Source organism: Zoogloea sp. 1C4, assembly GCF_009469605.1.
GTDB lineage: Bacteria > Pseudomonadota > Gammaproteobacteria > Burkholderiales > Rhodocyclaceae > Zoogloea > Zoogloea oryzae.
Window position 1 is genome coordinate 1 of sequence record NZ_SSXU01000019.1, and the last position, 19,963, is coordinate 19,963.

Consider the following 19,963-nt stretch of genomic DNA (forward strand, 5'->3'; position numbering starts at 1 on the left):
GCTCGAACCCATCGGCTACATCCCCCCGGCCGAAGCTGAGGCAAACTACTACCGGCAACTCGCCAGTCAGGCCGAAACGCCGGCCTGACTTAAACCAAATGGCCTCCACGGAAGGCGGGGCGGTTCAACTCCCGGCTGAAGCAGCCGACCACCAGTGCCAGTGTGGCCCAGCCGTCTCGTCCCGCCCAAACACGGCACAGATCCGTCGCCCAGCGTTCGTTGGGCTGGGATGCGCTGGAGCGCCGCGCCTCGATCCGGGGCCGAAACCCGACCGGACGCCTCCGCACCTGCCAGCCGCGCAGCTGGAACACCCGCTGCACCGTGTTCTTGTTGAACCCCAGCAGGTGGGCCACCGTCCGGTAGCCAAAGGACGGGTTGTCCTCGATCATCGCCTTGATCGGTTCGGCAAAGCGGGGCTGCACCTTCGGCGGGGCCTTCACCGACTGGTAGTAGAACGTGCGACGGGGCACTTCAAACCACCGGCACAGCTGACTGATCGAGACGACGATCCCTTCTTCCTTGAGTCCCTGGCGGATCGTCTCGATCACTTCTCGTCCTCGCCCAGCAGGGACTGCAATTTTTTTCTGGCACGCAGCTCCAGCATCGCTTCTCCATAGGCTTCCTGGAGCTGCTTGATCTGTTTCTCGTACTGCTCCTGGATGTCCAGCGGGTTGGCACGCAGCGCGTTCTCCATGCCCCGCCGGGCCTCGTCGATCCAAGTCTCGATCTCCGACGGGGGCAGATCGTACGCACGGCTCGCCTCCGCCACCGTCGTCTTTCCTTGCAGGACTTCCATCACCAACGCGCTCTTGCGCTTGGCCGTCCAACGCTTGATTTCGTCTTCCATCGCCGTACTCATGTGTCGTTCCTTTCAAGGTTAACACCTGAGTAGGGTTTCACTGGGTCAATACAGCGCCTCGATCCGCGGCCGAAACCCGACTGGGCGCTTCCTGACCTGCCAGCCGCGCAGCTGGAACACCCGCTGCACCGTGTTCTTGTTGAACCCCAGCAGGTGGGCCACCGTCCGGTAGCCAAAGGACGGGTTGTCCTCGATCATCGCCTTGATCGGTTCGGCAAAATGGGGCTGAACTAGCTCCTGAAAACAAAAACCCCGGCATTGCCGGGGTTCTAGTGGGTTTTGCGAAGGCCGCCGATGGTCGGCGGCGGAACGGGGATCACTCCCACTCGATCGTCGCGGGCGGCTTGCCGGAGATGTCGTACACCACCCGATTGATGCCGCGGACTTCGTTGATGATGCGGTTGGACACCTTGCCCAGCAGGCTGTGGGGCAGTTCTGCCCAGTGGGCGGTCATGAAGTCGGCGGTCTGCACGGCGCGCAGCGCGACGACGTATTCGTAGGTGCGGCCGTCGCCCATCACGCCCACGCTCTTCACCGGCAGGAACACCGCGAAGGCCTGGCTGGTCTTGTCGTACCAGTCGGCGGCGCGCAGTTCGTCGATGAAGATGGCGTCGGCGCGGCGCAGCAGGTCGGCGAAGTCCTTCTTCACCTCACCAAGGATGCGCACGCCGAGGCCCGGGCCGGGGAAGGGATGGCGATAGACCATCTCGTGGGGCAGGCCGAGGGCGACGCCCAGCTCGCGCACTTCGTCCTTGAAGAGTTCGCGCAGGGGCTCGAGGAGCTTGAGGTTGAGGGTTTCGGGCAGGCCGCCGACGTTGTGGTGGCTCTTGATGGCGTGGGCCTTGCCCGTTTTGGCGCCGGCGGATTCGATCACGTCCGGGTAGATGGTGCCCTGGGCCAGCCACTTGGCGTTGGGCAGCTTGGCGGCTTCGGCCTGGAAGACCTCGACGAACTCGCGGCCGATGATCTTGCGCTTGGCTTCCGGGTCGGTCACGCCGGCCAGGTGGCCCATGAACTGCTCGGTGGCATCCACGTGGATGACCTTGACGCCCAGGTTGCGGGCGAACATCTGCATCACCATCTCGCCTTCGTTGAGGCGGAGCAGGCCGTTATCAACGAACACGCAGGTGAGCTGATCGCCGATGGCCTTGTGGAGCAGCGCGGCAACTACGGAGGAATCGACACCGCCGGAGAGGCCCAGGATGACTTCATCCGAACCCACCTGGGCGCGCACCTTCTCGATGGCCTCGGCCACGTAGTCGGGCATGTTCCAATCGTTCTGGCAGCCGCAGATCTCGTGCACGAAGCGGGCAATCATCTCCTTGCCCTTGATGGTGTGGGTCACTTCCGGGTGGAACTGCACCGCGTAGAACTTGCGGGCCTCGTCGGCCATCGCAGCGATAGGGGTGGATTCGTTGGAGGCGATGACCTTGAAGCCGGCGGGCAGCTCGGTGACCTTGTCGCCGTGGCTCATCCACACGTCGAGCAGGCCGTGGCCATCAATGTTGCTGCGGTCCTGGATGTTGCGGAAGAGTTCGGAGTGGCCGCGGGCGCGGATCTCGGCGTAGCCGAACTCGCGCTTGCCGGAGCTCTCGACCTTGCCGCCGAGCTGGCTGGCCATGGTCTGCATGCCGTAGCAGATGCCCAGCACCGGCACGCCGATCTCGAAGACGGCCGTCGGCGCCTTCCATTCGGTGGCTTCGTAGACGGAATTGGGGCCGCCGGACAGGATGATCCCCTCGGGCGCGAAGTTGCGGACGAAGTCGTCGGAGACGTCGTAGGGATGGATTTCGCAGTACACCTGCTGTTCGCGCACGCGGCGGGCGATGAGCTGGGTGACCTGGGAGCCGAAATCGAGGATCAGGATTTTCTTGTGCACGGCGGGTTCCGGAGGTGAAAACGGGAAGCCCGGCATTATACCGCCAGCCGCATTCGGCTGCCTGTGCCGCGTTGTGCGCCGGTAGGCAAGGCGCGGCGGACGTGGCAGGATTGGGCGCCTTGACCGGTCAATCCTTTTTTCCACTAATCAAACATGATCAAGCCCCGCATCGTCGTCGGCATCAGCGGTGCCAGTGGTTTCCAGTACGGCATGAAGGCCCTCGAGCTCCTGCGGCCGATGGACGTGGAAGTGCACCTCGTGATCTCGAAGGGCGCCCAGCTCACCCGGGCGATGGAGACCGACGTGCCGCCCGGCGCGGCTGAGGCGTTGGCAGATGTCGTCCATACGCCGCAGAACCTCGGCGCGGCGATCTCCAGCGGTTCGTTCCAGACCCTCGGGATGCTGGTGGCGCCGTGTTCCATGAGCAGCCTTGGGGCGATCGCCCACGGCATCACCGAAAACCTCCTCACCCGCGCCGCCGACGTGGTACTGAAGGAACGCCGCCGGCTGGTGCTGATGGTGCGCGAGACACCGCTTCACCTGGGCCATCTGCGCAACATGACGGCCGTCACCGAGATGGGCGGGGTGATCTTTCCGCCGGTGCCGGCGCTATATCACAAGCCGGCGTCGGTGGATGCGCTGGTCACCCACAGCGTGGCGCGGGCGCTGGATCTGTTCGGCCTGCCGGTGGCGGGCATGCTCCGCTGGGGCGAGACGCCCGCAGAGCCGCCCGAGAACGGCTGAAGCAGGCGCCTTCAACGCCATGCCGTTTGCTTGTTGCGGCACTTCTGGATAGGCTTACAGCGATAAACAATTCTTGATCGTCAGAGGCAAGTCATGTCCGACCGCGAGGCGCTTTACCGGGCCGCAATCGGCCCCAAGAACCAGGATTACTATTTAAGCCGCTTCCTGGCTTTCGACGAGGCCGGCAAGGCCGGGCCCAGCTGGAACTGGCCGGCGGCGCTGCTGACCTTCTTCTGGTTCATCTACCGGCGGATGTGGGCGGTCGGCTTTGCCTATCTCGTCGCCGCCAACCTTCTCGCATGGATCATCGGGATGATCTTCGGCGACATTGGCCCGCTCATTGCGCTGATCGCCCAGGTGGCGCTGCCGGGCATGTACGCCAACATGCTTTACCATGCCCACTGCAACCAGAAGATCGAAGAGGCGCTGGCTGCCGGCACCGATCCTGCCTATCAGCTGGGCGTGCTCGAAGGAAAAGGCGGAACCAGCCGCAGCGGGGCGATCATCGGCTTTGTACTGCTGGGTTTCGTGGTGCTCGGGATGTTGGCGGCAGTGGCGATTCCCCAGTACCAGACCTACCTGAACAAGGCCAAGGTGGCCGAGGCCGCAGCCCTTGGGCGCAGGGCGGTCGAGTCGGTGGAAGCCTACCGGCGTCAGCACGATGAACTGCCGGCCAAGCTGGTGGAGGCGGGCTTCATTCCCACGCCGCCGCTTCACGTCTACAGCATCGAGATGGACGGGCCGGCGATGGTCGTCACGATCCGCCAGGGCGCGGGCTTTCCGGACGGCGGCCGGCTGATCTGGGAGCTCACCGAGTCGGCCGACGGTAAAACGGCCTGGCGTTGCCGCGCCCAGCGTCTGCCGGCGCCAACCTTGCCGGAGGATTGCCGCTAAGGTCGGGATTGACGACCAGCGCTCTGGCTGAGATGGGTTCGGCTGGCTGTCTGCCTGAACGGTGATTCAGATCTGGCCTGTGAGTGGTGGTCGAACTGTACGATACGCAGGCGGATGGGCGATCCGCCTGCGTCGGGTTGATGGCGCTGGTGATGGGGCTTGAGATAGGCCTTTGCCGGACGGACCGGGCCCGGCCGTCTTACCAGCCCGATTCGCGGATCAGCAGTGCGGCGCCGGAGCGGACGAAATCGCCGGCAAGGGATTTCGGCTGGCCGTAGATCGTCACCGCGCCGCGCAGCACATGGCCCGGGGGCTGCTCGCCTTCATCCACCGCCAGCACCACGCGATACACCGCCCGCTCGGGGATCAGCTGCCCGTTGCGTTCGCGCACCAGTACCTCGCCGCCGTGGCCCACAGCCAGCATGGCGTCCGGCAGGGCGCGGGTGGCGTCCCGGTCGATGCGCACCACCTTCAGGGATCGGGTCGGCAGGCCCGGGGTTTCCGGCAGGAAGCGTCCGCTGTCGCCCACCGACACACGTTCCACCTCGGCGTCGGTGAGGTAGGTTTCCACTTCCCACGCCTTAGGATCGATGAGCACGCCCAGCTGCTGCTGACGGCCCACGGTTTCGCCCACGCGCAGGTCGGGCGCGATGTCGGCGAGCACCCCGTCGAAGGGCGCGGTGACGGTGTAGCGCTTGAGCTCGTCGGCGGTGCCGGCGAGTTCGGCCTTGGCGGCTTCGAGTTCCTCGACGGTGACCGGCTGACGCGCGCGCAGGGTTTCGTCGAGGCCCGAGACTTCAGCCTGCCAGGCCAGCCGCGAGAAGCGGGCTTCGGCGAGGCGGCGGCGGTACTCGGCGTCGTCGGTGCTGAGCTTCAGGATCATCTGGCCGGCGGTCACCCCATCGCCGGGCTTTACCGGCATTGCCTCGATCTGCGCCGGGCCCGGGGAGAATAACGGGTAGTGGCGCGCCGAGCGCATCAGGCCCTGGCTGCTCACCTGGAAGTTCCACGGCACGATGGCAACGAGCAGCAGCAGGATCAGCAGCCACAGCTTGCCGCGACCGCTGCCCTTGGCCTTGATCTCGGGCCAGCGGCTGCGCCACTCGGTGATTTCCTTCCACATGGGCAACATCACGAACCATCCGATCTCGACCGCAAACAACAGAATCCCGAGCGCCTTGAAGAAGTAGTGGTACACCAGCAGGGCGATGCCGATGAAGAGCACCAGCCGGTAAAGCCAGACGCCGTAGGCGAAGAGGATGAGCCCCCGGCGACGGGCCGCCGGCAGGAATTCCGGCACCGGCTCGCCGAGGCCGAACAGGCGCTCGCGCAGGTCCCAGCGGGCCAGCGCAAAGGAGCGGGCGTGGAGGTTGGGAAAGTCGAGATAGTCGGAGAGCAGGAAGTAGCCGTCGAAGCGCATGAAGGGGCTCGCGTTGATCGCCACGGTGGCGACCCAGGTGGTGGTGGCCAGCATGAAGGCGGTGCCGCGCAGGGTGCCATCTGGCAGCAGCGCCCAGGCGAGCGTTGCCCAGGCGGCCACGGCGAGTTCGGTGAGGATGCCGGCGGCGCCCACGGCGAGGCGGTCCTGCCGGCGGGTCAGGCGCCAGGCTTCGTTCACGTCGGTGTAGGCCACCGGCCACATCACCAGGAAGGCGACACCCATGGTCGGCACCCGGCAGCCCAGCCGCCGGGCGGTGAAGGCGTGGCCGAGCTCGTGGAGCACCTTCACGAAGATCAGCGCCACGCCATAGCCCATCGCGCCCTGCCAGGTGAGGGTATCCACCAGCGTGGCGGCGAAGTGCTCCCACTGGCGCACCACCTGATACAGCCCCAGCGCCAGCGCGGCGAGGGTGACGCGCAGGAAGGTGGCCGAGTAGAACAGCTCGACCCGCGGCAGCTGGCGCACCAGCCAGCGGTCCGGGCGGATCAGCGGTACGCGGAAGAACAGGTAGTGGTGCAGCAGCCATTGCCACAGGGTGTTGTGGCGGGCTTTCTCCTGAAAGACGAGGCGGGCGGTGCCGGCTTCGCCAAGGGGCCGGATGAGCTGGTGATCGGTGAGGAAGCGCACCACCAGATCCACGTCGTGCGCGTCTAGGCTGAGGGTGGTTTCGGCTTCGACGGCGTCGACGATCTTCGCCGGATCGCCCAGGTGCCAGCGGGCGAGGATCTCGAAGGTGGTCCAGTCGATGCGGTAGAACTGGTTGCGCACCGGGTCGTGGAGGCTCCAGGTGGGCGCGCCATCAAGGCTCGCCGGGCCGTCGAGGAGGGCGAGTTCGTCGCGCAGCGGCGGGAGGTTGCGGGGAAGATCGGCCGCGAGGGCGGAGGCGTCGAGGGCTGCCTGCATCGCGCTGGCCCCTCAGAGGCCGGTGGCCTGGCGCAGGCTCGCCAGCGGGCGGCGCAGCACCCAGTAGGCCAGCGGCACGTGCTCACCGCGAACCTTCACGGTGCCCTTGAGGCCAACCCGCGGCTTTTCCTGGCCTTTGGCAAGAGTGGCGCGCAGGCGGTAGGCAAAGCTGCCGTCGGGGCGCGACACCGCCTCGTGGGCGAGGTAGCGCACGGTGGCTTCCACCGGCTGCAGCGGCGAGGCGTTGAGGTAGAGGGTGACTTCGGCGCCTGGTGGCAGATCGATGACATCGCCGGGGCTGAGCCAGGCTTCCACCTCGGCGTCGTCGGCGCCGGCGATGGTGATGATGCGTTCGCCGGTGCTCACCGGCTTGCCGATCCACTCGCTCGGGTCGTCCATCAGCACGATGCCGTCCCGCGGCGCGGTGGCCTGGGCTTTTGCGAACTGAGCCGAGAGCAGGTCGGCTTCGGCCTGACGCTCGGCGATGCGGCCTTGCAGGATCGCCAGCTGGGCCTTGCTCTTGGGGTCGAACACGGCTTGCTGGGCCGACTGGCGGTATTCGGCTTCGGCGGTCACCAGCCCTTGCTTGGCCACCGCGAGGCGGCTGGAGAGGGTGGTGAGATCGAGCTGGAACAGCTTGTCGCCGGCCTTGACCTGGCTGTTGGGGGTGACGAAGAACTTGTCCACCGTGCCATCGAGCGGTGCGCGGACGACCGCCGGCTGGGCCGGGACGAGTTCGCCCGGAGCGAGCACGCTGAAGCGCACCGGGAAGAGCGCCACGGCAGCGGCGAGAATGGAATAGCGCAGGGTGCGCCGGTGCCACAGGGCGGCCACATTGGCGCGCAGGTCGGCGGCCTGCCATCGGCGCATCCGCTTGAGCCGGAAGCGCCAGCCATGAAAGGTAAGCCAGTGGCGGCGCCAGGCCTTGCGGTCGGCAGCATCGGGCCAGGCGTCGGCCAGCATGCGCCAGCGGCTCCTGACGTCGGGTTTGGCCTGGATCTGCCATTCGTGGCTCCAGATGTCGGCCCATTCGGTGACGAGGCCGATCTCGCCTGGCTGCCACGGGGTGTCCCGGGCAAGCAGCAGGCCGCCCGGGGTCGATCTGGAAAGGGGCACCCACAGGGCGTGGGCGGGGAGCCATTCGTCCCACTCGGCCGCCTCGGCCGGTGCCAGGGTGTTGGGCGACACCACGCAGGGGGTGTCGCCTTCCTTGAGGAGTTGCCGTGCGACCCGCTCCAGCCACTGGGCGAAGGGGGCGTTGGCATCCGGGCTGACCACCCCGGACAAGGCCACCACGCCCCGATCGGCCAGCCACAGGGCGGCTTGCCGGTAGGGCGCGAGGGCCAGGGTCTCGTTCACCGCGATGAAGCCCAGTTCCGCCGGCGACGCCGCCAGCCGGGCCCGGCGCGCCAGGTGCAGCAGCGCGCCAAGGGAGTGGGAAATGAAGGCGTCGTTATCGGACGGGCTGCTCACGGTGACCTCGACTGGGTGGCGGATCAGACGCTGCGGGCGCGGGCCTGGCGGGCATGTTCGACCAGGCTGCTCCGTACGGCGTCACGCCCGGGGGCGCTGGCCGTGCGGAACTGGGTGCTGAGCCCCTCCCGACCATTGAACCCGACTCGCTGGCCGTTGTGGACGCGGATGCGGAAGATCGTCGACACCTGGTTGCCGAAGTTGTCCTTGGCGGTGACCTTGACCTCCACGTCGCCGTCGAAGTCCGCCGGCGGGATGCCGAGGAACTCGCCCTTGCGGGCGTCGAAGCGCAGCCAGTTGGGCAGCGGCGTGCCGTCGATGCGTTCGGCGGAGAGCTGCACGCGCGCATCCAGGCGGGTGTGGGTGAAGGTGTCGGGCGGAACGATCAGCTTGATCGGCGAGGACGGCTTGAAGTCCTGGTCGTTGAGCGGGCGGCTCAGGACTAGGTTGGTGTCGGCCTTGGATTCCGGCGCCTGGACCACGATGCGGAAACCGTCGGAGCGGGTCAGGCCGCTCTGGCCGGTGGTCTGGGTGACCGGTCGGATTTCGGCGACGGTGGGTGCGGTGCCGCCCACCGGCGCACGGCTGGCGTCGGGGGTCGGGGCGATGCTGGTGATCGACAGGGCGCGGTCGGCCGGACTGAAGAAGCCATCGCCCTTGGGGACCGTCCAGGTTCCGCCGATCGAACCGCTGCCGGCTGCCGGGGCCGTCCAGCCGGTGTCGACGGGCGGCTTGACCGGCGTCGGGTCGACCTGCGGCTTGATGGGCGGTATTGGCTCGACGTCAGGCTTGGCTTCGATCGGCTTGGTCGGCACGCCGGCCACGCGGAGGGTGAAGTCGGCGTGGGCGGGCTGGTTGCCGTGGTCGTCGGCGATCACGCGGAGTTGCAGCACCGCGATGTCACCGCCACCCGGGGTGCCCGAGAAGGTGCGGGTGACCGGATCGAAGTGGAGCCACGCGGGCAGCGGGCTGCCGTCGGCCAGGGTGGCCGAGTAATGCAGGGTGTCTTCGCCGTTGGCGTCGGCAAAGGTGCCGGTGGGGACGGTGAAGCTGAACGGCACGCTCTCGGTGGCGTCTTGGGTGTCGAGGGAGCCGGTGTTCTGCGGATCGACGTTGGTCACCGCCTTGAAAGCGCCGGTGGCGACCGTCTCGGTGGTGCCGTCGCCGCCGAAGACCTTGACCCGCACGAACTTGCCGATTTCGGCCGCGGTGAGGGTGTAGCTCGGATCGGTGGCGCCGGTGATGGTGCGCAGGTTGGTGCCGGCGGCATCGTCGGCCACTTCCCAGACGTAACGGAAGGTGGTGGCCGGGTCGCCGGCATCCACGTCGTGCCACAGGCCTGGGTCGGCGGTGACGGTGCCGTCCTGACGCAGGGTGCCGTCACCGCGGAAGTCGCCGCTGTAGCTCGGGGCGACATCGTTGATCGGGGCGTCGTTGACCGGATCGACGTGGATCGTCACCACGTCGGCCGCGGTCGAGAAGGGCGACGTGCCGCCGGTGGTGGTGAGGCTGGTCAGTGTGCCGGCAGTACCGGCGCTGCGATCCCAGGCGTGGTAGGTGAGATGCGCGGTAGTGGCGTTCTTGGCGTCGGGGACGAAGCGGATCTTGTCGGTGCTGTTGAGCAGCAGGCCGTTGCTGCCGGTGAGGCCGGTGACGGTGTTCCAGGTGGTGCCGCCGTCGGTGGAGTATTCCCAGCTGCCATTGCCGTCATCGGTGGCGGTGATGGCGATGCCCGGCAGGGCTCCGCTGTCCACGTCGCTGATGGTGCTGCCGAGGAAGCTGGCGACGGTCTGGCCGGCGTTGGTGGTGTCGTCTTCGGTGATGGACGGCAGCGTCGGCGCGGCAGGTGCGAGCACCGGCGCGTCGTTGACCGCGCTGACGGCGATGTTCATGCCGTTCTGCTGGGCGGAGAAGGCCGAGGTGCCGCCGTTCACGCTGGTGTTGGCGTAGCCGCCGCTGGTGCCGGCGCTGCGGTCCCAGGCGCGGTAGGTGAGCGCCGCGGTGGTGGCGTTCTGGCCGTTGGGCAGGAACCGGATGCGGTCGGTGTCGGCAAGCAGCAGGGCATGGGTGCCCGACACGGCGCCGCCCACGTCGGCATTGACCCAGGTGGTGCCGCCGTCGGTGGAGTACTGCCAGGTGCCGTTGCCGCTGTCGAGGCTGGTGATCGCCACGCCTTGTACCGCGCCGGTATCGGCGTCGGTGGTGATGCCGCGCAGGGCGGAGACGAGCTGTCCAGTGTTGCTGGTGTCGTCTTCGGTGAGCGGCGTGAGGGTGGTGTCGCCGGCTGCCAGGACCGGGGCATCATTGACCGCGCTGACCGCGATCGACACCTGGTTGTTGGTGGGCGAGAAGGCCGAGGTGCCGCCAGTGGCAGCCAGGCTGACCAGGCTGCCCGAGGTGCCGGCGCTGCGATCCCAGGCGTGGTAGGTGAGGGTGGCGGTGGTGGCGTTCTGGCCGTCCGGCACGAAGCGGATCTTGTCGGTGCTGGCGAGCAGCAGGCCGTTGGCACCGGTGAGCCCGGTGACGGTGTTCCAGGTGCTGCCGCTGTTGGTGGAGTATTCCCAGTGGCCGTTGCCGTTGGCGGTGGCGCTGATGGCGATGCCCTGCACCGCACCTGCATCCACGTCGCTGATGGTGCTGCCGATGAAGCTGGCGACAGTCTGGCCGGCGTTGCTGGTGTCGTCTTCGGTGAGCGGCGTGAGGGTCGGCAGCGCAGAGGCGAGCACCGGGGCGTCGTTCACCGCGGTGACGGTGATGTCCATGCCGTTCTGCTGGGCGGAGAAGGCGGAGGTGCCGCCGTTCACGCTGGTGTCGGCGTAGTGGCCGGCGGTGCCGGTGCTGCGGTCCCAGGCGCGGTAGGTGAGGTTGGCCGTGGTGGCGTTCTGGCCGTTGGGCAGGAAACGGATGCGGTCGGTGTCGGCCAGCAGCAAGGCGTGGGTGCCGGTCACGGCGCCGCCGTCGTTGGCGTTGGTCCAGGTGGCGCCGCCGTCGGTGGAGTACTGCCAGGTGCCGTTGCCACTGGTGAGGCCGGTGATCGCGACGCCCTTGACGGCGCCGGTGTCCACGTCGGTGGTGGTGCCACGTAGGGCGGAGATCAGCTGGCCGGCGTTGGTGGTGTCGTCCTCGGTGATGGCGGTGAGGGTGCTGTCGCCAGCGGCGAGCACCGGCGCGTCATTGACCGCGGTGACGGTGATGCTGGCTTCGTCGGAGGCGGACGAGAAGTGCGAGGCGTTGCCGGTGGTGCTGGCATCCACGCCGCTGCCGGCGGTGGCGCCGGCGCCGTCCCACGCGCGGTAGGTGAAGCTGGCGGTGGTGGCGTTCTCGCCGTTGGGCACGAAGCGGATCAAGTCGGCGTCGGCCAGGGCGATGGCCGAGGAGGACGAAACCGTGCCGAAGGCCGTCCAGCTGCCGCTGCCGATCTTGTATTCCCAGTGGCCGTTGCCCGGGGTCTGGTCGACGATGACGATGCCGGAAAGGGCGCCGGTATCCACGTCGGTGATGGCGCCACGGAAGCTGGCGACGGTCTGGCCGGCGTCGTTGGTGGCGTCTTCGGTGAGGCCGGCAAGGACCGGTGCGGCCGGGGTGAGGACGGGGGCGTCGTTCTCTGCCGTCACGTTGAGGGCGATGGTGCCGGTGGCCGCCGTGGCGCTGTCTTCGCCACCGTCAGCGATCGAGACGCTGATGGTGGTGTTGACGTCGGTGTTGGCGCCCGGGGTGAAGTGCAGCGCGGCCAGCGCGGCGTTTACCGCCGAGACGTTGCCGGTGAAGGTCCACACGCCGGTGCCGGGGTTGTAGGCGGCGCCGGTGGGCACGTTGAGGCTGCCCAGGGTGGGGTCGGCGAGGGTCAGGGTGGCGGTGACGATTTCGTCCGGGTCCGGGTCGGTGACGGTGATCGTCGGCACGGTGACGCTGGCGGCACCTTCGGTGTAGCTGGCGGTGGCGCTGGTGGGCGAGATGGTCGGTGCGTCGTTCAGGTCGCGGATCACCAGATAGCTGGTGCCGGTGGCGCTTTGGGCGCCGAAGGTGCTGTCGGCCACGCCGTTGGCGTCGGTGATCGTCCAGGTGAGCGCGCGGCTGGCGCCGGTGTCGGTGGGCGAGGACGAGCCGTTCTGGTACTGGACGTGCTCGAGCAGGCTCTCGAACTCGGCCTTGGTGACGTTGCCGCTGGCCGTGGTGAGGCTCAGGGTGCCGGTGCCGGCGTTGTAGGTGACGTTGATCTGGGCGCCGGAGCCGGTGGTGAGCACGCTGCCGGAGCGGCTCCAGCCGCTGGGCGTGGCCACCGACAGGACGTCGGCGCTGCTGCGGTTGTTGCTGATGACCACGCTGGCGCTGGCCACGTAGGCATCGTCCACGTCGCTGACGGTGGCGCTGCCGACGACGTTGGGGTTGGAGTTGTCGAGCACGTAAACCGGCGCGCCGCCCTGCTCGAAGACCACGGTGGAGGCGTCGAGCGCGGTGTTGTGGTTGAGCGCCAGGGTGGGCGCATCGTTGCGGGCGGTGATCGACAGGCTGCTGGTGCCGGCGTTGGCGGTGACGGTACCGCTGCTGCCATCGTTGCCGCCAGTGGCGTCGGTGAGGCGCGAGCCGAAGCTGCTGGTGGTGGCCCAGGTGAGGCTGCGGCTGGTGGCGGTGCCAGTGGGGTTGTCGCTGGACGTGGAGAAGACGATCGAACGGGCGACGGCCTGGTAGTCGGCCAGGGTGGCGGTGCCGGTGAGGGTGAGCACGCCGGTGCCGGCGTTGTACGAGGCGGAGATGCCGGTGCCGGAGAGCGGCGCGGTGACCGCCAGCGTGTCGCCGCTGGTGAAGTTGCCGGAGATGCTGACGCTGATGCCTTCGAGGGTGGTGTCGTCGGCGTCGGCAAGGGTGATCGACGGGGCGATGACGGTAGCCGAGCCCTTTTCCACGTAGCTGGCGCTGCCGAGGCCGCCTACGGTGGTGGCGTTGTCGGTGGCGGTGAGGGCGACGCTGCTGGTGCCGACGCTGCTGTCGAGCAGGTTGGCGCCGCTGGTGGAGGCGTCGGCGTCGGTGACCTGCCAGCTGATGCTGCGGGTGCCGGAGATGGCGGTAGGATCGTCGGCGGTGCTGCTGTAGGTGACGGTGCGCAGGACGCTCTCGAAGGTGGCCTTGGAGGCGCCGGCGTGGCTGAGGGTGAGCACGCCGGTTGCGCTGTTGTAGCTGGCCGTGATGCCGCTGGCGCCAACGGTGGCGGAGAGGGTGTCGCCGGCGGTGAAGTCGCCGCTGATCCACACGCGGGCTTCGGTGAGGTTGGTGTCGTCCACATCGGCAAGGCTGATGGCGCCAGCCAGCACGACGGCGCTGCCGCCTTCGGTGTAGCTCGCGGCAGTGCCCGGCAGGCCGGAGAGGGTCGGCGCGTCGTTGGCGGGGGCGACGGAGATCAGGCTGGTTGCGCCGGCACTGGTTTCGGTGGTGGTACTGGCGTCGTTGGCGCCCGGGAAGTCGGTGAGGCGGCTGCCGAAGCTGTCGGTGACCATCCAGGTAAGGGTGCGCGAGGTGGAGGTGCCGTCGCTGGTCGGGTTGTCGCTGGACGAGCTGAAGGTGATCTGGCGCAGTACGTTTTCGTAGGCGGCCAGGCTGGCGTTGCCGGTGATGACCAGCGACGTGGCGGTGCTGGAGGGGTCGAGCGTGAGGCTGGCGGCGCTGAGCACCGAGGCGTCGATGGCCAGCAGATCGCCGCTCACGCCACCGGCCGAGATGCTGACGGTGGCCGAACTGAGCGTGGTGTCGTCCGGGTCGGTGAAGGTGAGGTTGGAGACTGCGACCACCGCCGAGCCGCCTTCGGTGTAGGCGATGGTGGCGCCGCCAGTGGTGGCAACCGGGGCGTCGTTGATGGCCTCGATGCGCACCTGGGTGCTCTGGGCCGCGGTGACCTGGCTCTCGACGCCAGCGTTGTCGGTAACCCGCCAGATGAGGGTGCGCTGGGCGCTGCTGGCGGTGGGGTCGTCGCTGGTGCTGCGGAAGTCGATCTTCTGCATCACGGCGGTGTAGTCGGTCTTGCCGGCGGTGCCCGCGGTGGTGGCGAGGACGATCTCGCCGTTGGCGGCGTCGTAGGTGTAGCTGATTTCGACCGCGCCGCTCACGTTGGTGCCGCTGAGGGTGCCGCTGAGGGCGGTGCCGCTCTGGGTCCAGCCGGCCGAGCTGAGGGCCGCGGCGTCGAAGTAGCCCAGTTCGTCCTGAGCGTCGAGGCCGGTGGTGATGCGGACAAGGGCGCCGGTGATGGCGTTGTCGCTGCCGATGGTGCCGGTGTCGTCGAGGACGGTGAGGGCGCCTTCGAGGGTGGCCGGGGCGCCGCCTTCAACGTAGTCGAGCGGGGTTGCGCTGGCGGAGCCCGTGATGTTGGTGACCTGCGGGATCTCGTTGGCGTTCTTGAGGGTGATGTCGGTGGTGCGGGCGGCCGAGTTGGTGGCGCCGGCGCCGTCGGAGTTGGCGTCGGTGACCTGCCAGGTGACGGTACGCAGATTGTTCTGGCTGCCGCCGGAGGTGAACAGGTCGACGTTGTCCGGATCGGGGGAGTTGTAGTTGGCGTCGTTCCTGTAGGTGACCGAGCGCAGGACCTTCTGATAGTTGGCGACGCTGTCGGTGCCGGAGAGGGTAAGCACGCCGGTGCTGGCGTCGAAGCTGGCCGTGATGCCGGTGCCGGTGGTGATGGCGGCGAGGGTCTCGCGGCCGTCGGTCAGGTAGCCGGTGCCGGTGATGGCGACGGTGGCACCCGCCAACTGGGTGTCGTCCACATCGCTGAGGGTGAGGCTGGGGGCGATGACGCGGGCGCCGTCGTCTTCGGTGTAGTTCCAGGTGGCGGGTTGACCGCCAAGCACCGGGGCGTCGGCCAGGGGCGTGACGTTGACGGTGCTGGTGCTGTCGGCACTGCTGACGCCGGCGGTGTCGGTGGCCTTCCAGGTGAGGGTGCGGGTGGCGCTGTTGAGGGTCGGGTCTTCCGAGGCGGTGTTGAAGGTGACCGAGTTGAGCGCGGTCTGATAGGTGGCGGCAGACGCAGTGCCGGTTAGGGTGAGCACGCCGGTCTGGCTGCTGTAGCTGACGGTGAGCCCGCTGGCGGTGCCGACGGCAAGGGTGTCGCCGGCGGTGAAACCGCTGCTGATCGAGACGGTGGCGCGGCTGAGCTGGCCGCCGTCGTCGGTGATGACGAGGCCGCTGCCCACATTGACGGCGCCGGCGTTCTCGGTGAAGGCGCCGGTGGAGGCGCCCGTCGTGAACTGCGGCGCGTCATTCACGTTGGTGACGTTGACGCTGAGGGTGTATTCGCTGCTCGAGAAGGCGGTGATGCCACCGTTGGTGGAGACATCGGCCTCGCCGCGGGTGGCGCCGCTGGTGGCGGTGCCGCTGGTCTGATCCCAGCCGTGCAGGCTGAGGGTGGGCGTGCCGCCCTTGAAGCCGTCCGGGTTGAAGCGCACGCGGTCGGTGCTCTTGAGCAGCAGCGCGGTGCTGGCGCTGGGCGTACCGAGGGATTGCCAGGTGCTGCCGCCGTCGGTGGAGTATTGCCAGCCGCCGGTGGCGCCGCCGTTGGTGGCGCCGGTGATGGCGACGCCCTGGACGGCGCTGGTGTCCGCGTCGGTCATGGCGCTGCCGAGCAGGCTGGAGACGGTCTGGCCGGCGTTGTTGGTGGCGTCTTCGCTGATGCTGGCGAAGTTGGCCGGGGTGCCGAGCACCGGCGCGTCATTGACCGCGGTGACGGCGATCGTGGCGGTGTCGGTGGCGGTGGAGTAGGGGCTGCTGCCGCCGCTGGTGGCGGTGCTGGCGTAGGTGCCCTGCTGGCCGGCGGTGGCGCCGGTCTGGTCCCACGCCTTGTAGGTGAAGCTGGCGGTGGTGGCGTTCTTGGCGTCGGGCACGAAGCGCAGCTTGTCGGTGCTGCGCAGCAGGAGCGCGTTGGTGGTCGAGACGGCGCCGACGTTGGTCCAGCTGGAGCCGCCGTTGGTGGAGTACTGCCAGGTGCCGTTGCCGCTCACCAGGCTGGTGACGGCGATGCCGGACGCGGCGCCGCTGTCCACGTCATTGACCGAGGTGCCGAGCACGCTGGAGACGGTCTGGCCGCTGTTGCTGGTGTCGTCTTCGGTGATGCCGGTGAGGCTGGGCGCGGCGGCGGTGAGCACCGGCGCGTCATTCACGGCGGTGACGGTGATCGTGGCGGTCTGCTTGGTGGCGGAGAAGGCGGTTTCGTCGCCATTGGCGATGGCCTTGGTGGTGCCATAGCTGGTGGCCGCGGAGAGGTCGGCGGTCAGGCCGGCGGTGCCGCTGGTGCGGTCCCAGGCGCGGTAGGTGATGGTGGCCGTGCCGGCGTAGTCGGCGGCGGGCACGAAGCGGATCATGTCGGTGCTGCGCAGCAGGCGGGCGGCGGCATCGGAGGTGGTGCCGAAGGCAACCCAGTTGGCGCCGCCGTCGGTGGAGAACTGCCAGTTGCCGTGGCTGTTGTCGTTGGCGGTGACGGCGATGCCGGTGACGGCGCTGGCGTCCGCGTCGGAGGACGACAGGAAGCTCGACACCAGTGCGCCGGAGTTGTTGACCGCGTCTTCCTGGATGGCAGGCACGGCGGACGGGGCGTTGTTTACCGGCGCGTCGTTCTTGCGGACCGGGGTGATCGCGATGGTCTTGCTGAAGGTGGGCGTGCCGCCGTTGTCGCTGTACTCGACCACATACGGGAGCAGCGAGCTGTTCGGCAGGTCGTTCCATTTGCCGGGCGAGGCGCCGGTGGAGTAGATCTCGCCGTAGTGCTCGGTGCTGCCGGAGTTGTTGGGCTCGCCGCTGTTCCAGTAGGCGTAGCCGCCGCTGGCGGTGACGGGGCTGCCATTGCCGGTAGAGATCAGGGTGCCCTTTTCGGGGCCGGTGACCCAGTACCACTTGCCTTCGGCGGCGCTCTGGCTGGCGAAGGTGGTGGTGCCGGTGGCGGCGTTGATATAGGTGTAGTCGTCCGAGGCGCCGATCCAGGCGTCCGCGCCGAGCTTTTGCTTGATGAAGTCGTTCTCTTCCTGGCTGGTGATGGTGGCCAGGTAGCCGGTCATGCCCTGGAAGGTGCGGCCTTCGGCGGCGGTCTTGGCGGCGGTCCAGCTGTAGCTGCCGGAGACGTACTCGTAGTAGTGGGTCTTGCCACCAAAGCTCAGGGCCAGCGCATCACCGATGGTCATGCTGATGGTGCGGGCGGTGGTGGTCGGGTTTTCGCTGAGGTTGTAGTACTTCACCGCGCGCAGGGCGGCCTGGTATTCGGCGATCGTCGCGGTGCCGGTGAGGGTAAGGATGCCGGTGCTGGTGTTGTAGGCGTAGGTGATCTTGCCGCTGACATCGGTGCCCGAGGCGGGCTGCAGGCGGTCTTCGGCGGAGACGAGGTTGGAGGTGATGACCACCCGGGCGCCATTCAGGGTGGTGCTGTCCGCGTCGGTGAGGGTGAGGGCGCTATCGACGTAGAAGCTGCCGTCGTTCTCGTCGTAGCCGCTGCTGCTGCGGCTGAGGGTCAGCACGGCGGGGTCGTCCACCGCGGTGACGTTGATGGTGGCGCTGCGGGTGCCCTGGAGGGCGCCGCCGCTGCCGGTGTTGCCGCCGTCGTTCAAGGTGTAGGTGACGGTGCGGCTGGCGGTGGACGGCGTGTCGGACGTGTTGGCGTAGCAGATCACCCGGGCCAGTGCCTGGACCGCGGCCTGGGTGGCACTGCTGTTCAGGTTGATGCGCAGGGCGCCGCCATTGGCGCCGGTGTTGCTGGCGTCGATGGTGCCGATGATCGTGCCGCCGTAGGTGACGTTGCTGCCGGAAACGCCGATCTGGCCGGCGCCGGTGCCCTGGTTGAGCACCGAGAGCTGGTCTTCGGCGGCGCCGTTGGTGGTGATCTGCGCCTGCAGCCAGCCGCCGTTGAGGTTGGCGGGGCTGTCGGAATCGGTGACCGTCATCACCGTGTCGATGGGCGTGGCGACGGCGTTTTCGGTGTAGGCAAGGGTCTGGGCGGTGCCACCGAGCACCGGGGCGTCGTTGGTCGGCGTGATGTTGATCAGGCCGGTGTCGGATGCAGTCTCACCGGTGGCGCTCTGGGCGGTGACAGTGAACACGCGCACCGGCGAGGTGACCGGGCTGTCGGAGGTGGCGTTGAAGGCGACCTGGCGGGCGATGCTGGTGACGACGGCGTCGTTCACCTTCGAGCCATACACCCGCACGTTGTCGATGTACATCGACGCGCCGGCGGCACGGCCACCTGAGAAGTCGTAAGTGCCTGAGACGAACACGAAGCGGTAGGTGCCGGTGGTGCCGATGGTGGCGCTGGCGGTCGCCCAGTTGGTCGAGCCGGCGGTGCTGGTGCCGGTGGCGTCGAGCACCTTGGTGGTGGCGCCGGTGGTGGTGTTGAGGATGTAGCCGAATACGTCGTAGGCGTCGTCGCCAGCATAGGCGCGCCAGTCGAAATAGATCTTGTCGCCAGCGCTGGCCGAGAAGGTGTCGCTGTACACCGCCGGGCCGTGCACGACGTCGTAGCCGGAGGCGGTAGTGATGCCGGAACTCAGCAGGCTGAGGGAACGGGTGCCTTCGGTGTATTGGCTGGTGCTGACGGTGGTGCTGTAGCTGCCGGCGGTGGACGGATAGGGGTCGTCGTTGCCGGCGTTGGCCGGGTAGGTGCCGTCATTGGGCGAGGTGAAGCCGGCGATGCTGGTGGTGCCCAGGTTGATGACCTGGTTCATGGCCGTCCAGCCGGTGAGCGAGCCGGATTCAAAACCCGAGTTCGTGAAGGTGGAGACGAAGTTGATCTTCAGCGCCTTGCCGGCGGTGCCATTTTCGGTGGCGTCGATGCTGCCGATGATGTCGCGACCAGCGCCGTTGCCGAGGTAAACCGAACTGCCCGAATACGAGATCGCGCCCGAGGCGTTCACGTCGGCGGCGTTGGTGAGCGTGAGGATGTCGGTGCTCTGGCCGTTGGTGAGGCTGAAGCGGATGTACTTGCCGTCGTAGGAGCTGCCGCCGGTGATGGTGATGTTGCTGTCTACGACAACCGCGCCGCTGCCTTCCACGTAGGTGGTGTCGTCCACCGAGGTGACGCTGGGAGCGCCCAGGAGGAAGGGATCGACGGCATCGGCGAAGGCGAGGCTGCGGGATTCGATCGCGCCGGTGGTGTATTCGAGGGTCCAGTCGCCGCCTTCCTGGGTGGCGCCGGTGGCGTCGGTGGAGGCGGCCACGTCGGCCTGGGTGATCCGGGCGATCTCGTCCACCAGGGCCTTGCCGTCGGTGCCGGTGCCGACGTCGCAGCCGTAGATCAGGATGTCGCCGTCGGCCGCGAGGCTGGAGCCGATGGCGGCCAGGGCGTCGGTGTGGGCGGCCAGGGTGGCCTGGTTGATGTGCAGGTTGCCGAGGGTGATGTCGCCCTGGCTGCCGTGGGACAGGATATGGATGGACTGGATGTCGTTGCGGCCGGCAACGGCGTCCTGAATCTGCTGGAGGGCGTTGCCCGCCGGGTCGAGCACGATGACCCGGGCGCTGCCGTCGATGTTGCTGGCGAGCACGTTGGCGTTCTGCAACTGCCCGTCCACAAAGACGAGGCTGGTGGCTGATGCCGCATCAGGGGCGGAGGCGCCCACCGCAGCCGGCACGAGATCGGCCGAGCTGTCGGTGGTGGCGTCGGCGGTCACCGGATGATCGGCGGCCAGCTGGGCGACGGCTTCGGCACCTGCGGCGCCATCGAAGACGAGTCGCTGTTCGAGGGCCAGCGGGGCCGGCCCCTGGCGGTTGAGGCGGCGTTTGCCAGAGGAGCTGCGGGTCGGGTTCGAGGGCATCG

Annotated in this window: 9 protein-coding genes; 2 read left to right on the plus strand and 7 right to left on the minus strand. The window is 68.1% G+C overall.

Going from position 1 to position 19,963, the window contains the following annotated elements; translation table 11 throughout:
- Positions 1-89 precede the first annotated feature (89 nt).
- The 4 genes from GH681_RS18050 to guaA all read right to left on the minus strand — a co-directional run bounded on the left by GH681_RS18050 (position 90) and on the right by guaA (position 2,738).
- Entirely contained in the window at positions 90-548 is a 459-nt protein-coding gene (locus GH681_RS18050; protein WP_153162936.1) for a transposase, read from the minus strand.
- On the minus strand, positions 545-859 hold the full coding sequence (locus tag GH681_RS18055) for a transposase (protein WP_153162937.1): 315 nt from the start codon (positions 857-859) through the stop codon (positions 545-547). The genes GH681_RS18050 and GH681_RS18055 overlap by 4 nt, the downstream gene beginning before the upstream one ends.
- A gap of 45 nt (positions 860-904) precedes the next feature.
- Positions 905-1,057 carry a hypothetical protein gene (locus GH681_RS18060; RefSeq protein WP_228111970.1) on the minus strand — a complete coding sequence of 51 codons (153 nt, stop codon included), beginning with the start codon at positions 1,055-1,057 and terminating at the stop codon, positions 905-907.
- 118 nt (positions 1,058-1,175) lie between these two features.
- Positions 1,176-2,738, minus strand: coding sequence for a glutamine-hydrolyzing GMP synthase (guaA, locus tag GH681_RS18065; protein WP_228111971.1), 1,563 nt, complete (start codon positions 2,736-2,738; stop codon positions 1,176-1,178).
- Between the two features lie 153 nt (positions 2,739-2,891).
- On the opposite strand from guaA, the gene GH681_RS18070 reads away from it, so the two are divergent.
- On the plus strand, positions 2,892-3,482 hold the full coding sequence (locus tag GH681_RS18070; RefSeq protein WP_153162939.1) for a UbiX family flavin prenyltransferase: 591 nt from the start codon (positions 2,892-2,894) through the stop codon (positions 3,480-3,482).
- 93 nt (positions 3,483-3,575) lie between these two features.
- Entirely contained in the window at positions 3,576-4,376 is an 801-nt protein-coding gene (locus tag GH681_RS18075; RefSeq protein WP_153162940.1) for a DUF2628 domain-containing protein, read from the plus strand.
- 199 nt (positions 4,377-4,575) lie between these two features.
- Here the strand turns inward: GH681_RS18075 and GH681_RS18080 are convergent, their stop codons facing one another.
- From GH681_RS18080 to GH681_RS18090, 3 genes are read right to left on the minus strand one after another with little or no spacing between them, the layout of a single operon-like run.
- The gene (locus GH681_RS18080) at positions 4,576-6,720 is read right to left on the minus strand and encodes an HlyD family efflux transporter periplasmic adaptor subunit (RefSeq protein WP_153162941.1); all 2,145 of its coding nucleotides are present in this window, start codon (positions 6,718-6,720) and stop codon (positions 4,576-4,578) included.
- A 12-nt stretch (positions 6,721-6,732) separates the two neighbouring features.
- Positions 6,733-8,193, minus strand: coding sequence for an efflux RND transporter periplasmic adaptor subunit (locus GH681_RS18085; protein WP_228111972.1), 1,461 nt, complete (start codon positions 8,191-8,193; stop codon positions 6,733-6,735).
- Positions 8,194-8,216: 23 nt separating this feature from the next.
- Complete coding sequence (locus GH681_RS18090; protein WP_153162942.1) at positions 8,217-19,961, minus strand: DUF4347 domain-containing protein; 11,745 nt, start codon at positions 19,959-19,961, stop codon at positions 8,217-8,219.
- Positions 19,962-19,963 lie beyond the last annotated feature (2 nt).